This window comes from Streptosporangium sp. NPDC002524 (genome assembly GCF_040295985.1).
Taxonomy (GTDB): Bacteria; Actinomycetota; Actinomycetes; order Streptosporangiales; family Streptosporangiaceae; genus Streptosporangium.
Genome location: NZ_JBEOWK010000013.1, coordinates 130,532 through 145,509 on the forward strand (window position 1 = coordinate 130,532; position 14,978 = coordinate 145,509).

The 14,978-nt window shown below is 72.3% G+C and carries 11 protein-coding genes; 3 read left to right on the forward strand and 8 right to left on the reverse strand.

Annotated features, from left to right (window positions below; all coding sequences use genetic code 11):
- Window positions 1-102: 102 nt before the first annotated feature.
- The 4 genes from ABT053_RS23170 to ABT053_RS23185 all read right to left on the reverse strand — a co-directional run bounded on the left by ABT053_RS23170 (window position 103) and on the right by ABT053_RS23185 (window position 4,637).
- Entirely contained in the window at window positions 103-1,314 is a 1,212-nt protein-coding gene (locus ABT053_RS23170; protein WP_350971199.1) for a hypothetical protein, read from the reverse strand.
- Window positions 1,315-1,345: 31 nt separating this feature from the next.
- Entirely contained in the window at window positions 1,346-1,732 is a 387-nt protein-coding gene (locus ABT053_RS23175; RefSeq protein ID WP_350971200.1) for a Rid family detoxifying hydrolase, read from the reverse strand.
- Window positions 1,733-1,765: 33 nt separating this feature from the next.
- Entirely contained in the window at window positions 1,766-2,875 is a 1,110-nt protein-coding gene (locus ABT053_RS23180; RefSeq protein ID WP_350971202.1) for an alanine racemase, read from the reverse strand.
- A 238-nt stretch (window positions 2,876-3,113) separates the two neighbouring features.
- Complete coding sequence (locus tag ABT053_RS23185) at window positions 3,114-4,637, reverse strand: N-acyl-D-amino-acid deacylase family protein (RefSeq protein ID WP_350971204.1); 1,524 nt, start codon at window positions 4,635-4,637, stop codon at window positions 3,114-3,116.
- A 309-nt stretch (window positions 4,638-4,946) separates the two neighbouring features.
- Here ABT053_RS23185 and ABT053_RS23190 point away from each other — a divergent pair, with 309 nt between their 5' ends.
- The 3 genes from ABT053_RS23190 (at window position 4,947) to ABT053_RS23200 (ending at window position 7,547) form a co-directional block, all read left to right on the forward strand.
- Window positions 4,947-6,572, forward strand: a complete 1,626-nt coding sequence (locus tag ABT053_RS23190) for a glycosyl hydrolase family 8 (RefSeq protein WP_350971205.1) — start codon at window positions 4,947-4,949, stop codon at window positions 6,570-6,572.
- Between the two features lie 229 nt (window positions 6,573-6,801).
- On the forward strand, window positions 6,802-7,110 hold the full coding sequence (locus ABT053_RS23195; RefSeq protein ID WP_350971206.1) for a BrnT family toxin: 309 nt from the start codon (window positions 6,802-6,804) through the stop codon (window positions 7,108-7,110).
- 2 nt (window positions 7,111-7,112) lie between these two features.
- Window positions 7,113-7,547 (forward strand): plasmid mobilization protein, encoded by a 435-nt coding sequence (locus ABT053_RS23200; protein ID WP_350971208.1) that lies wholly within the window; start codon window positions 7,113-7,115, stop codon window positions 7,545-7,547.
- A 161-nt stretch (window positions 7,548-7,708) separates the two neighbouring features.
- Here the strand turns inward: ABT053_RS23200 and ABT053_RS23205 are convergent, their stop codons facing one another.
- From ABT053_RS23205 to ABT053_RS23220, 4 genes are all read right to left on the reverse strand, one after another.
- On the reverse strand, window positions 7,709-11,437 hold the full coding sequence (locus ABT053_RS23205) for a DUF4153 domain-containing protein (RefSeq protein ID WP_350971210.1): 3,729 nt from the start codon (window positions 11,435-11,437) through the stop codon (window positions 7,709-7,711).
- 337 nt (window positions 11,438-11,774) lie between these two features.
- Window positions 11,775-12,464 carry a response regulator transcription factor gene (locus ABT053_RS23210; RefSeq protein ID WP_350971212.1) on the reverse strand — a complete coding sequence of 230 codons (690 nt, stop codon included), beginning with the start codon at window positions 12,462-12,464 and terminating at the stop codon, window positions 11,775-11,777.
- A 337-nt stretch (window positions 12,465-12,801) separates the two neighbouring features.
- Complete coding sequence (locus ABT053_RS23215; RefSeq protein ID WP_350971214.1) at window positions 12,802-13,818, reverse strand: GNAT family N-acetyltransferase; 1,017 nt, start codon at window positions 13,816-13,818, stop codon at window positions 12,802-12,804.
- A gap of 164 nt (window positions 13,819-13,982) precedes the next feature.
- Complete coding sequence (locus tag ABT053_RS23220; protein WP_350971216.1) at window positions 13,983-14,957, reverse strand: helix-turn-helix transcriptional regulator; 975 nt, start codon at window positions 14,955-14,957, stop codon at window positions 13,983-13,985.
- Window positions 14,958-14,978: the final 21 nt, after the last annotated feature.

A 14,978-nucleotide genomic window follows, 5' to 3' on the forward strand; every position in this document is an offset into this window, starting at 1 on the left:
GCTCCGTCTGAACACGCGAAGCTTTGACGAACACGCGAAGCACTCCGACGAGCGAAGGCGTCCGGCCGTACGAGACGCCACCCCCGCCCGGTCAGGAAGGCGTCAGACGGAGAGCGCCCCCGGGATGCGGTCCAGGATCGGGTAGGGCATGAGCCCGTACGCGTAGAAGTCGACCGCGTCCGCGCCCGAGGCCCGCACGGCGCGGACCTTGGCGGCGAGGCGGTCGGCCGAGTCGGTGTCGGGCAGGCCGGGCCGCAGGACGACCCGCAGCTCCCTGTCCTTGCCCGTCGAGCGCCGGTAGGCGACCACGTCGTCGGCCACCCTGACCGCGTCGCGGGCGTAGGCGAGCACGCCGAGCGAGGGCACCAGGTCGCCGAGGGCGACCAGGTCCACGCCGAGCTGCCAGGAGTCGTGCGCGGCGAGCCCCGGTGAGGGCAGGCCGTCGGCGTAGCCCTTGACGGCGCCGGTGGCGTCGAGGAAGACGAGGCGCGAGCCCTCGTCGGTGACGGCGGTGGAGACCTCGGAGACGAGCGAGGTCACCACCTCGGAGCGGGCCCGCGCGTAGGCGACCACCTCGGGTCCCGCGTACGCGGTGAGGGCGGCGCGGGTCACCTCGCCCTGGGCGGGAGGGTCGCCGTCGAGCACGGCGCCCACGATCCTGGAGCACTCCTCGCGCGCCACCTCCGCGTTGACCCCCAGGTCGGCGGCGCGGCGCATGCAGAAGCCGCAGAAGCACAGGCCGAGCAGGAACGCGTCCATCGGCCCGAGCGGCACGAAGCTGCGCTCGTGGTGGTAGCCGTGGCCGAAGGTCCCGAAGTGCAACGCCTCGGCCACCACGCTGTCGACGCCCTGCCTGGCCACCGCCCGGCCCAGCGCGACCGCGTACAGGCGCACGTCGGGGTGGGAGGGGCACAGGTCGGCGGGCGAGCCGCGGTCGCCGAAGCAGTTGCGCACGGTCACGTCGGGGTCGGCGAGGCCGATCGTGGTGTTCTGCAGGAAGACGGTCCAGCCGTGCAGCGCGAGCCCGCGCTCGGCGGTGGCCCGGCGCAGGGCGGCGAGCGGCTCGTCCTCGGCTCCGGCCTGGACGGGCGGGACGAGCCGCAGCCCGCCGAACAGGTCGGCGGGCGGCGTGAAGTGCGCGCCGTCACTGCGGAGCGTCACCCGGGAGCGGCCGTGCGGGGTGACGTCGCGGGCACGGTGGTAGGCCGCGGCCACGGTCACGCCCGTCACGCCGTATCCGGTGATCCGGTCGAGGACCGCTTCGAGGCCCTCCCCGCGCACGTCCTCGACGTAGACGTATAGCGAGCTGTCCAAGCCGCCGCCCTCCCACGAAGTCGGTCAGACTCTAACGCGGCTTGTGGGCCACGAAGTCGATCTCGACGAGGATGTCCATCAGGTCCGAGCCGACGGTCGTGCGGACGGGGTACGGGCGGGTGAAATACGACTTGTACACCTCGTTGTAGGCGGCGAAGTCACGCTTGAGGTGCTCCAGGTGCACGGTCGACTTCACCACGTCGTCGAAGCCGAGACCGTGCGCCGCGAGGATCGCGCCGAGGTTGCGCATCACCTGGTGGGTCTGCTCGGCCACGTCGGTCCCGACGACCTCGCCGGTCTCGGGGCTGAGCGGCCCCATGCCCGAGGTGTAGACGAAGTCGCCGACCACGAGGCCCTGCGAGTACGCCCCGACGGGCGCCGCGCCCTCGTCGGTCCTCAGCTCCTGCTTATCGCTCATCTCAGCATTCCTCACAACGGAAAAGACGTGACTTTAGAAGAAGGTGTTTATCAGATCGACGACGACGTACTCCTCGTCGACCACCGGGATGACCCGCCACTTGTCGAAGGCGGTGCACGGGTGGGAGATGCCGAACGACACCAGGTCCCCGGGCCCCACCGGCGAGCCGGGCGCCAGCCTCAGGACCGCGTGCTGGTCCTGGACCTTGAGCACCGTCGCGTCCGCGACGGCTCCGCGCGGGATCGGCAGCCCCTCGTCGAAGGGGGCGTCGCGCTTGCCGAACCCGACCACGGCCAGGCCGGGCTCGGGGACGCTCAGCACGTGCGCCCAGATCTCCAGCGCCGCGCGCAGCTCCCCGTCGATCCGGGTGTACGGGGTGCGCTCGCGGTAGTAGCCGTCGTCGTGGGAGACGTAGGCGCCGCTGCGCAGCATCACCCTGGCCTGGCAGGCGGCGAGCTCGCGGCCGATCACGTCGAACCACTGGCTGCCGCCCACCGACAGGATCGGGTCGCGCACCCGCAGGTGCTCCAGCGCCTCCAGCAGCCGTCCCAGATAGGCGCGCACCTCCCCGGCCGAGCCCAGCGACCCCTCGTACCCGGCGACGCCCGCCAGCTCCACGCCCTCGGCCGCCTGCGCCGCCGAGGCGACCTCCAGCAGCTGGGCGAGGGTACGGCTGCCGCCCCGCCCGCCCTCGTGGCCGAGTTCGGCCAGCACCCGGAACGGCCTGGCCCCGGCGTGCCGGGAGAGCGCCTCGACCCCGGCGACCGAGTCGACGAAGCAGAGGAACTCGAACGCGGGGTCACCGGCCAGCTGGGCGGCGAGGGCGGTCAGCCCGGCCGGGTCGAAGACCTGGTTGGCGAGGACGATCCGGGAGACGCCGAACTCGCGCAGGGTGAGCGCCTGGCTGGGGGTGGCGACCGTGAGCCCCCACGCGCCCGCGGCGAGCTGCGCCCCGACCAGCTCGGGCGACATGGTGGTCTTGGCGTGCGGGGCGAAGGTGAGCCCGTACTCGCGGGTGAAGGCCGCGAGGGTCGCGATGTTGTGCTCCAGCGCGTCGCGGTGGGCCACCATCACGGGGAAGGTGAACGTCCCGCCGAACAGCGAGGCCCCCAGCGCGGCCCCGGGATCCACGATCCCCTTCACGTCCCGTCCCCCTCTGGTCGCCTCCGCGGATGTGGCGGCTCGACGTCCGCCGGATCCGGGCGTGGGAGATCGCGTCCCCTCTTGTCCGCCCCGAGGACCCTATCCTCACGGCGGCCCCTCCAGGACCGTGCCCGCAGGGCTTCCGAGGGCTCGGGAGCGCCTCAAAAGCGTCTCGGGAACGCCTCGGGAACGCCTCGGGAATGCCTCGGAGACGCCTTAGGAACGCCTTAGGAACGCCTTAGGGACGCAGCGCCCTGCCGGGGGTGGCGCCGGTGAGCTCCCTTCCGGCGAGGACCGGGACCCCGGAGACGAGGACGTCGCCGATCCCGGTGGCCGGGGTGCGCGGGACGGCGTACGTGGCCAGGTCGGCGACCGCGGTGGCGTCGAGGACGACCAGGTCGGCGACCTGCCCGGGGCGGACGAGGCCCCGCCCCTCGAGGCCGAAGCGGCGGGCCGGGTGCGAGGCGAGGTGGACGACGGCCTGCTCCAGGGTCCAGGCGCCGGTCTCGCGGACGTGGTGGCCGAGCATCCTGGCGAACGCGCCGTAGCCCCGGGGGTGGGGGTGGCCGCCCACGTAGATGCCGTCGGAGCCGCCGGTGTGGGCCGGGTGGCGCAGGATCGCGCGGACCGACGCCTCGCCCTCGGGGCCCTCGTCGGGGCGGGCCGCCACGCATCCGGCCTCCAGCCGGGTGTCGATCAGGATCCTGCGGCAGAACTCGCCCGGCTCCAGCCCGGCCTCGGCGGCGGCGTCGGGCAGCGTCATCCCCTCGGCCCACTCGGCGCCGGGCACGTGGGAGAAGGTGATCCTCGGCCAGAGCGTCTCGTCCCACTCGATCGTCTCGGACTCCAGCAGCTCCAGCGCGCGGCCGGTGTCGGCGGCCGGGACCCACGAGGGCAGCGCGACCATCGCGAGGATCGTGCTGCCCCGCAGGTAGGGGTAGGTGTCGAAGGTGATGTCGACCCCCATGAGCCGGGCCTCGTCGATCAGCGGCAGGAGCGTGGCGGCCGGGCCGTGGTAGTGCGAGACGTGCACGGCGGCGCCCGAGCGCCGGGCGATGTCGGTCACCTCGGCCATTCCGGCGGGGGCCGCGGCCCCGTACCCGCGCATGTGCGTCACGTAGGGCAGGTGGTCCAGCGGCGCGCAGAGCGCGGCGATCTCGGCGGCGTCGGCGTAGCGGCCCGGGGCGTACTCCAGGCCGGTGGAGAGGCCGCAGGCCCCCTCCGACAGGCCGCGCTCGACGCGGGCGAGCATCGCGGCCAGCTCGTCGGCGGTCGCGGCCCGCTCGGCGGGGCCCATCACGTCGTGGCGGATCGTGCCGTGCGGCAGCAGGTACGCGGTGTTCAGCGCGGTCGACCGGTCGTAGCCCGCGAGCAGTTCCCCGACGCCGACCGGCCCGTCGGCCGAGGGGTGGACGCCGTTGACGGCCGCGAAGTAGCGGGTGGCGTAGGCGAAGGTCTCCGGGGTGGTGGAGGGGGCGAAGGAGAGCCCGTCCTGGCCGAGGACGAACGTGGTCACGCCCTGCCGGAGCGCGGCGAGCTGCACCTCCTTGTCGAGGACGAGGGCGTCGCCGTGGGCGTGGCAGTCGACGAGGCCGGGCATGACGTGGCGTCCGGCGGCCTCGACGACGGTCGTGGCGTCCGCGCCGTCCAGGCGGCCCACGGCGGTGATCCGGTCACCGTTGACACCGACGTCGGCGCGGCAGGCCGGGGCTCCGGTGCCGTCGAGCACCCAGCCATCCCTGATCAATACATCGAACGACATGCCGGGATTCAATCACCCGGAAGGTGTTCGCCACATCCAGCGATCGCCTTTGTTCTGCCAGCCCATGTCCTGGATTTCCCCTCGATCACGAAGTGGGGGAATTTGGGCCCCCCATCCCCTTGACCGTGACGTATCAGGGATGGTGCCATCTTTCACTAGTTAGGAATCTTTCCTAACTAGTTGACCTCAGATTCTCGTCAGTTGATCGCAGAGAGGGCACCCCCTGTGCATGCGAGACCGCGCCTCCAACGTCTCCGACGCCCCTCGACCGTCCTCGCCCTGGCACTGGCGCCGGCACTGATCGCATCGGTGTTCGTGCTGGTGGCGCCGCCCGGATTCGCCGCCGACTCCCTGCTCTCCCAGGGCCGCCCGGCCACCTCCTCCTCCAACGAGGACGCCACGCTGCTCCCCGCCGCCGCCTTCGACGGCAACACCGGCACCCGCTGGGCCTCCGCCGAGGGGCACGACCCCGAGTGGATCCGCGTCGACCTCGGAGCCTCCGCCACCATCTCCCGGGTCAAGCTGACGTGGGAGGCCGCGTACGGGAAGTCGTACCGCGTCGAGGTCTCGCCCGACGGCTCCACCTGGACCCCCGCCTACTCGACCACCACCGGCGACGGCGGCGTCGACGACCTGACCCTGTCCGGCACCGGCCGCTACGTGCGGATGTACGGGACCGCGCGGGGCACCTCCTACGGCTACTCGCTGTACGAGATGGAGGTCTACGGCAGCACCGGGGGCACGACCCCGACCCCCACGCCGACGATCACCCCGACGCCCGGCGGCCCCGGCGTGCCGTTCGGCTCGCACAAGATCCCCTACGCGTCCGGGATCCTGCGCCCGACCGGCGCGCAGGCGGCGCTCGACCAGAAGGTGGTCGACTACTACAAGGCGTGGAAGGCCGCGTTCGTCAAGCAGAACTGCGGCAACGGCTGGTACCAGATCATCTCCCCCGACGCCGACCACCCGTACGTGGCCGAGGCCCAGGGCTACGGCATGGTCGTCACCGCCACGATGGCCGGGGCCGACCCCGACGCGAAGAAGATCTTCGACGGCCTGGTGAAGTACGTCCTCGCCCACCCGTCGTCGATCACCCCCGGCCTGCTCGCCGCCGAGCAGAACACCGCCTGCCAGAGCGTCAACGGCGGCGACTCCGCCACCGACGGCGACCTGGACGTGGCCTACGGGCTGCTGCTCGCCGACCGGCAGTGGGGCAGCTCGGGCACCTACAACTACAAACAGCTCGCGATCAACCACATCAACGCCATCAAGTCCGGCGAGGTCAACGCGACCACCAAGCTCATGAAGCTCGGCGACTGGAGCAGCCCGGGCGACCAGTACTACTGGATCAGCCGCTCCTCGGACTGGATGATCGACCACTTCAGGGCGTTCCGTAAGGCCACCGGCGACACGACCTGGGACACCGTCCGCACCAACCACCAGAACCTGATCGCCTCCCAGCAGGCGACCCACGCCCCGGGCACGGGCCTGCTCGCCGACTTCGTGGTCGACACCAACACCACCCCGAAGCCCGCGCCGGGCCAGGTGCTGGAGGACGCCAACGACGGCAGGTTCTGGTGGAACGCCTGCCGCGACCCGTGGCGGATCGGCGACGACGCGGTGACCAGCGGCGACGCCAAGTCCCTCGCCGCCGCGCGCAAGCTCAACACCTGGATCAAGGGCAAGACCGGCGGCAACCCCAACAACATCGCGGTCGGCTACTCCCTCAACGGCACCCAGATCTCCGGCGGCAGCGAACCGGCCTACTTCGCCCCGTTCGCGGTGGCGGCGATGACCGACCCCGGCAGCCAGGCCTGGCTGGACGCCCTCTGGAACAAGATGGTCAACACCCCGTTCACCGCGAACGACTACTACTCGACCAGCATCCAGCTCCAGGTCATGATCACCGTAACCGGCAACCACTGGGTCCCCTGACCCTCAGACGACACGACGCGACCCCCGCACCCGGGACGGGGGTCGCGTCCTGCACCACCTGGCCTGGGACGGCCTCGGCACCACAGGAGAGGTGATTTCCGCGATCTGGGTGACGAGGCGTATCCGCAGCGTGCAACGCTGACCCCCGACAGACCGATCCGACGCTTCACCTCCGAGACCGGTCCGTATGACAAAAACGGGGTAATCTGTATGACGAGGAAGGTCGTGGATGAGCAACCCGCTCCCGATCGTCGAACTGCCGCTGGATTGGGACGAGTGGAACATCGACCATGCGCAGCGGCATGGAGTCTCGCGAGAGGAGATCGAGCAGGTCGTCCGCAATCTGCCCGACGTGCGCCAATCACGCAGGGAGGGAAGACCTGTCCCTGATCACTACCTCCTGGTGGGGGTGACCGACGCGGGACGATGTGTCACCGTGGTCATCCTTTATCCCGTCACCAGGAAGCGTGACTGGGGTGTGTACGAGCTGGAAATCGCACGGCCGATCACCTCGTACGACACACCGAAGAAAGGCTGAGCATGACCGAGAGCGAACCCACCGCGCGGGACATCGCCGCGATGGACGAGGCCGAACGCGCCCAGTGGTTCCACGACAACCGCGAGCAGGTCGCCGAAGAGTCCACCCCCGCCGTCCTTGACCGAGTCGTATCCGTCCGGGTCAGCCCCGAGGACCTCGGTCTGCTGACCGAGGCCGCGGCTGCGGCGGGAATGAAACTGAGCGCGTGGTTGCGCAAGGTGGCGTTGGAAAACGCGGCGATGGCATCCGCCGCTCCGCCCGCGGCGGTGCTGTCCGGCGAGGAGACGCGGCGGCTCCAGGATTCCGTTCTGAACATCGTGGAACTGCTGGAGCGCAGTGGCATCAGGCTCGACACGACGGCGGACGAAGGCGATCGATCGCTGGTTCTGAAATCACTGCGCCGTCCGCGAAAGAAGAAGATCAAAGCCGGGAAGTAGTCCGGGGAGCCGAGCCGCGAGCACCGGCCCGGGGTGACGCGCGGTCACCCGTCCCGGTGACGCCCGACGGCGCCTCACCAGGCTGGGCACCTGGTCAGACGCCGTTTCGCGCGGTCGGCGAAAAGCGGGGAAGCACCGTGATACCGGTCCCCCGGAGTCGCTCAGTCCTGGTCGGGGATCTCCAGGCGGGAGGGCGTCTGCGGGCAGGAGGCGCCTCTGTCGACCGGGCGTCGTTCCAGCAGTTCCCGTGCCTCGCGGCGGGCCAGGTTCCAGCCGTTCCACGGGTCGGGTCCGGAGAGCTCGTTGGCCGCGACCACGTCACGCAGGACGCAGCTGCGGGCCGGTTCCGGGAGCCTGTCCAGGGCGGGCACGGCCTCCGCGCCGAGGTCGCCCAGGTATTCGAGGTCGACCCGCTCCACCCCACGTACGGCGATCTGGGTCTCCGCGACCCGCAGGTCGGGGTTCCAGACCGCGAACGCCAGCAGGGAGGCGCTCGTCATGACGACGACGGTCCTGGGCAGCCAGCGCGCGTGCCCGCGCCCGGTGAGCCGGGCCGCGCCCGCGGCGAGGACCAGCGCGAAGATCCCGCCCAGCCACAGCACCGCCGCCGACACCGAGGCCCGCAGCCGGGAGAGCCCGTAGGCGTCGGCGTACAGGTCCAGGCGGTGCAGCGCGGAGAACAGGATCACCAGGGTCAGCACGCAGAGCACGCCGAGCAGCCCGGCCATCAGCCAGCGGTCGGCTCCCCTGAGCTCCAGCGTCCCCGAGGCGACCGCCACGATGGCCAGCACGAACACGCTGACGACGACGAGCTGGAAGAACCCGGAGCGCGCGTACTCGGCGTAGGTCAGCCCGGTGGCCTCCAGCACCCACCGGGTGCTGCCGAACAGCACGGTCAGCTGCATGCCCACGAACGTGGCGAACAGCAGGTTGAGCGCCGTCAGCGGGGTCACCCAGAGACCCCGGCCGACCGTGACCTTCAGGTCGGGGGCCTTCGGCTCGTTCACCGGTCGCAGCCCGACCAGTATCGAGGAGGCGACCACGACCGCGAAGACGACGAAGAGGACGATGCGCAGCGGCATCGACTCCGCCCACGCCTGCGCGCTGAACACCCGTTCGACCGCCTCGGCGAAGACCGCGTCCGCCGAGGCGAACAGCGCCCCGAACACCGCGAGCAGCACGACGGTGAGCCCGCCGCCCAGCAGCAGGGGCATCACCCGGCGGCGGGACGCGAGGCCCTTCAGCCTCGCGCCGAGGAACCACGGCACCGGCAGCAGGCCCAGGACCACCGACGCGCCGCCCCTGATCACCCCGAGCCAGCCGCGCCCGGCCCCCGACAGGGCAAGCGCGGCCGTCAGGAACCCGGCCAGGAGGAGGGTGCCGACCAGCCAGTCCGCGTCCCTGAACATCACCGTCGCGACCAGCCCGTAGGCGATCGCCCCCATCCCGGCCGACCACGGGTTGATCCTCCTGCGCGCCGCGGGGATCGTCGCCACCCCCATCGCCGCGGCCACCAGCACGAGCCCCAGCCCGGCCCTGCCGTACGGCACCGCGACCGCGGCGAGCGCCCCGACGGCGGCCGACACCGGCAGCACCCACCGGGGCGTGTCAGGCAGTTCGGGCCGGGGGAAGATCGGCGGCGCCTCGTACCCGCCGGGAGCCCCGGGTCCCCGCCCCCCGCCCGGCTCCACCGGCCCTCCAGGCCGCACTCCGCCCTCCGCCGGCCCTCCCGGCCGGGAGACCGCCGTCGAACCCGTCGCCCCTTCCCTGTGCGGGGCCTCCGGACCCGGTACGGTGACGCGCTGCGCGACGGGTCCCTGTGCCGGAGGCCGGTGCGGGAGCCGCTCCGCGGGGGCCGCCAGGATGTCGTCGGTGGGCGTGGTGGCGCCGATGACCGTGCCGACGAACGCGCCGACGGTGGTGATGGCGGCCACGGCGAGCATGCCCAGCAGGGGGGCGACGCTCGCGAGGGCGAGGCCCACGATCGCGGCGCACACCAGCCCCCCGACACCGCCGAGGATGACCCCGATGATCGCCCCCGGCCAGTTCCGCACCACGACCGGCTTCTGACGCACGCTCCCGTCCCGGGCGAGAACGGGCTGCGGAGGGTACGGCTGCGCGGAGGGCCGTGCGGGAGGGGAGGGTGAGGTCGCGACCTCGGGGACGGCGGCTCCGGGACCGGTCGCCGAGCCGGTCACCGGGCTGACCGCCGGGCCGCTCGCCGGGCCGGTCACCGGGCTGACCGCTGGGCCGCTCGCCGGGCTGATCGCTGGGCCGGTTACCGGGCCGGTCACTGGGCTGATCGCCGGGTCGCCCGCGGGACCCGGCGCCGAGTTGGTCGCCGGACCTGCCGCGGAACCCGTCGCCGAGCCGGGCGCCGGACCTGCCGCGGAACTCGTCACCGGGGTGGTCACCGAGCCGGACGCGGAGGCGAAGGCGGGGGCGGAGGTGGTCGCAGAGGCGAAGGCGGAGGTTGAGGTGGTCGCGGAGGCGGGGGCGGTCGCCGCGGCCTCTCGTGGCCGGAGGCCGTGCCCGGCCCCGGCCATCTCACGGTCCTCGGGCACCCGCTCGGTTTCCGGAGGTTCGCCCTGTTCAACCGGTTCGACGGGTTCGGCGGCCCCTGTCCCCTGGTCAGCACCGGACACCCGACCGGCTTCCACCGGTTCGTCGGATCCGGAACCCCCGGCGGCTCCGGCGACCCCGGTGGTCTCGACGCTCTCGGCGGCCTCGCGACGTCCGGACGGCGTACCGGCCGCGGGCGGGACGAAAGGCGTGGAGACCGCGGTACCCGCGGAGGCCTCGCCCGGAGAGGCCTTGCCCGGCGCGACGGTGTCCACCTCGGCGGGGAAAGACCCCTTCGCGGGGTGGGACCCCTTCGCGGGGAGAGACGGGGGATTCATCTCGATCCTTTCCGGAAGGTCGGCCACGATGTGGCAGCCGATCCCGTCGTCGACGTGGATGGAGCCGCCGTGGAGCTCGACGATCTCCTTGGTGATGGCCAGGCCCAGCCCGGCGCCGCCGTCGTCGGCGGCCCGGCCCGCGTCCAGGCGCGAGAAGCGCTCGAACGCCCGCGCCCGGTCCTCGGCCGCGATCCCCGGCCCCTGGTCGCTCACCCTCAGCCGGACGCCCTCTCCCCTGGCCGTCGCCGCCAGCACCACCACCCCGCCGTCGGGGCTGTGCCGTACCGCGTTGTCCAGCAGGTTGGCGAGGACCTGCGCGAGCAGGTCGGGGTCGGCGCGCACGCTCAGCCCCTCCGGGACCTCGCAGCGCGCCACCACCCCCTCCCTGGCCAGTACGGCCTCCCGCAGGGCCTGCTCGCACAGCTGGCGCAGCTCGACGTCCTCGCGCTCGATCAGCCGGGCCCCGGACTCCAGGCGGGACAGGTCGAGCAGCTGCGCGACCAGGCGGCCCAGCCGCTCGGTCTGGGCGAGCGCGGTGCCGAGGGTGACGGGGTCGGGCTCCGAGACCCCGTCGACCACGTTCTCCAGCACGGCCCGGAGCGCGGTGATCGGCGTACGGAGCTCGTGGCTGACGTTGGCCACCAGCTCCCGCCGCTGCCGGTCCACCTCGCCCAGGTCGGTGGCCATCGCGTTGAAGGCGCGGGCGAGCTCGCCGACCTCGTCACGGGAGGACGCGGTGACCCGCAGGCCGTACCGGCCCTTGGCGATGGTCTGCGCGGCGGCGGCCATCTCGCGCAGCGGCTTGGTCATCCCCCGCGCGAGCAGCTGCACCAAAATGAGCGCGAACACCGCGGCCACCGCGACGCGCACGTTGCGCGAGTATCCGGCGTTGATGCCGACCTCGTTGACGACGAACGCCGCCAGCACGGCCAGCAGGATCACCAGGCCGAGCTTTATCTTGATCCGGCCCAGAAAGTCGAGAGGTCTCAATGGTCGGCGCGTCCCGGTGTTGGAGTTGAAGGGCACATGAGTGTCTGAGTGACGAAGAGGACGATCGGTTCTCGTCCGGAGACGAATGCCGCCCTTCCGGACGCGAAAGCCGTCCTTCCGGGGGCGGATGCCGCCCTTCCGGGGGCGAAAGCCTCCGCTCCGGAGGCGAGTACCGCCCTTCCGGGGGCGGATGCCGCTCTTTCGGAGACGAATGCCGCCGTTCCGGACGCGAGTACCACCGTTCCAGGGGCGAATGCCGACCTTCCGGGGGTGTGCGAGCGCGCCTCCGCGCGGCCGTGCCCGAGCGCGTGTTCACCGGTCGCGACCGGAGGCCCGTTCACGGCTTGACGAGGGCGTAACCGACGCCGTGGACGGTACGGACGACGCCGGGGCCGAGTTTGCGGCGCAGGGCCCGCACGTGGCTGTCGACCGTACGGGTGGCCGCGGCCTCGGAGAAGCCCCAGATGTCGGCCAGCAGCCGCTCCCGCTCGAAGACCTGGCCGGGGCGTTCGGCGAGGCGGCAGAGCAGGTCGAACTCGGTCCTGGTCAGCTGGGCCTCGGTGCCCCGCACGTAGACGCGGCGCTCCGCGGTGTCGATCTCGACATCGGCGAGGCGGATGACCGTGTCGTTCACGGCCAGCTGGGAGGCCCGCTCGACCCTGCGCAGCAGGGCGTGCACCCGGGCGACCAGCTCGCGCATGCTGAACGGCTTCGCCATGTAGTCGTCGGCCCCGACCCCGAGTCCCACGAGCAGGTCGGTCTCCTCGCCCAGCGCGGTGAGCATGAGAACCGGTACCGGCCTGGCCGCCTGCATCCTCCGGCACACCTCCAGCCCGTCGAGGCCGGGCAGCAGCCGGTCGAGCACCACCACGTCGGGCCCCGTCCTCGCGTAGGCGGCCAGGGCCGCCTGGCCGTCCCCGACGACCTGCACGTCGAAACCCTCGGCGGCCAGCCTGTGGCGTACGGCCCGCGCGATCGTCTCGTCGTCCTCGACCACGAGGACACGTCGTTGTTGAGGGGTTGCCATGCTCGGCAGCGTAGACCGGAGCCGTGCAGAAGACCTGTGGTGAATTGTGAAGGTTCTGCGCACCCGGCGGCGAGGCCGTCCTACCGGCCGGGGCTCTCGCGTGTACGAGGGCCCCAGCCGGAGAGTCCGGGATCAGGCCTGGATCGGACGGGGTTAGGCCTGGATCGGACGGGGTGCGGGCCTGAATCGGCGGATGGGATACAGGCCTGGGTCGTATGGGGACCGGGCCCAGGTCGGACGAGGGGCCGGACCTCACCGGGAGGCGTTCATCCACATCCTCACCGCCAGGAGAATCAGACAAGAATCGGACGAGGATCGGACGGGAACCGGGCCGGCGTCAGACGAGGATCAGGCGGCGGCCGGTGATCCGGTAGCCGATCCGGGCGAACGACGCCGCCATGGGCGCGTTGCCCACGTCGGTGTTGTCCTTCACCTCGGGCTCGCCCTCGGCGACGAAGATGTGCAGCGCCTCGGCGACCAGGTCGTCGGCGTAGCCGTGCCCCCGGTGGGCCGGGTCGACCCCGAGGTAGCCGATCGTGGCGTTCCTGGAGTTGCGCGTCGCCATCACGATGCCGACGAGCTCCCCCGACGCGTCGCGGGCGAACCTCCACCGTCCGCGCCCGCCGGGCATGTCCGCGACCTCGGCCACGGTCTTCTCGGCCGCCGCCCTCGCCCCGCTCTCCGCGAGGTTGCGCCGGTCCCAGTCGTCGAGGCTGCCCTCGGCGACGCGGGCCAGCAGGTTCACCGCCACCTCGTCGTCGTCGACCGGGGCGAAGGTGAGCCGGGCCGACCTGGGCGGCAGGCCGTACTCGGGGAGCCAGCGCAGGTTGAGCCGCTCGACGGACCGCCGCAGCCCGGCCCTCTCGGCGGCGGCGATCCGGTCGGAGGCGTCGGCGAACGCGTCGGGCCGCTCGCGCCAGTCGGCGGGCAGGAACAGGTGGTAGTCGGGCCGGGCCCCGGACGGCGTGGCGTACCCGGGCGTGACCAGGGCCGCGTACGCGGCTCGCAGCAGGGCTGCCCCCACCTCGATCCGATCGGGGCCGGACCCGGGGTCGAGCCAGTCGAGGCTGAAGGGGTGCTCGGAGCCCGGCGGACCCCAGAAGGCGGCCCTGGCGACGACCTCGTCGCCGCGCAGCGCGACCCAGACCCATCCGGGCCGGTAGCCGAGCTCGTCGAAGGGCAGGTGGCGGGCGCCGACGCCGGAGGCGGGGAGCGGGCCGTAGCGGTGGAACAGGTCGAACTCGCCCGCTCCGAGCGGGCGGAACCGCACGCCGGGCACGAGCGGGTCGGACAGATCAGAGAGATCAGAGGAGTCGGAGAGGCCGGACAGGTCGGGCAGCGATAACTCGGACAAGCGAAACTCCAGAAAGCGGGTGCGCTTCCCGGGCTCAGGCGGCCTGTCGCCCGAGGCGGGAGCGCGTGACCAGGATGGCGAACATGTGCTCCTCACCTCCTCACACTCGAAGGGACGGTCAGGCTACCGGCGTGCCCGCCGCGACCTCAACCGGATAAGTGACCTCAACCAGATAAACCGTCCCCACCGCTCGCGCGGGCGAACCGTTCGCCGGTCGTGCGCAGGTAGTCGCGGAACTCCACCGGCTGGACCACCTCGAAGTCGGCGCCCAGCGCGGCGAGGACCAGGACCGGCCACTCCATCCCGTCGGCGTTCATCAGCAACCGGGACGACCGGTCGTCGACGGCCTCGACCACCCCTCCCAGGGGCGACACGACCCGTTCGACGTCGGCGACCGTGGCCCGTACGACGACCACGATCTGGTACTGCGTCGGCATCGACGTGATGCTGTCGCGGACGAACGCCCCCGCGTCGCCGCCGGGCAGCTCGCGCGGCCGGAACCGGGCACCCGTCGACTCCGCTCCGGCCAGCCGGTCGACGCGGAAGGTCCGCCAGCCGTGGCGCTCGACGTCCCAGGCGACGAGATACCAGCGGCGTCCCAGCGACACGAGCCGGTGCGGCTCGACCAGCCGGTTCGTCCGGTCGCCGTCGCGCGCCGTGTACTCGAACCGCAGCCGCTCGTCGTCCCGGCACGCCTGGGCGATCACCGTCAGGGCGAGCGAGTCGACCGTGGGTCCCCCGCCCATGACGGCGGGGACGGTGTAGGCCCGCAGCGCGTCGACCCTCCGCCGCAACCGGGGCGGCATCACCTGGACGACCTTGGTCAGCGCCCGCACCGACGTCTCCTCGATACCGGCCACGGCGCCCCCGGCCGCCGTGCGCAGCCCGACGGCGATGGCCACCGCCTCCTCGTCGTCGAGCAGCAGGGGCGGCATCGTCGCACCGGTCTGGAGCTGGTAGCCCCCCGCGACGCCCCGGTTGGCGTCGACCGGGTAACCCAGCTCGCGCAGCCTGTCGACGTCGCGCCGCAGCGTCCGCTCGCTCACGTCCAGCCGGTCGGCGAGCTCACCGCCCGGCCAGTATCGATGGGTCTGCAGCAGGGAGAGCAACCGCAGCATCCGCGCACTCGTGTTCGCCATGAATCCAGACTCTCGTCGATT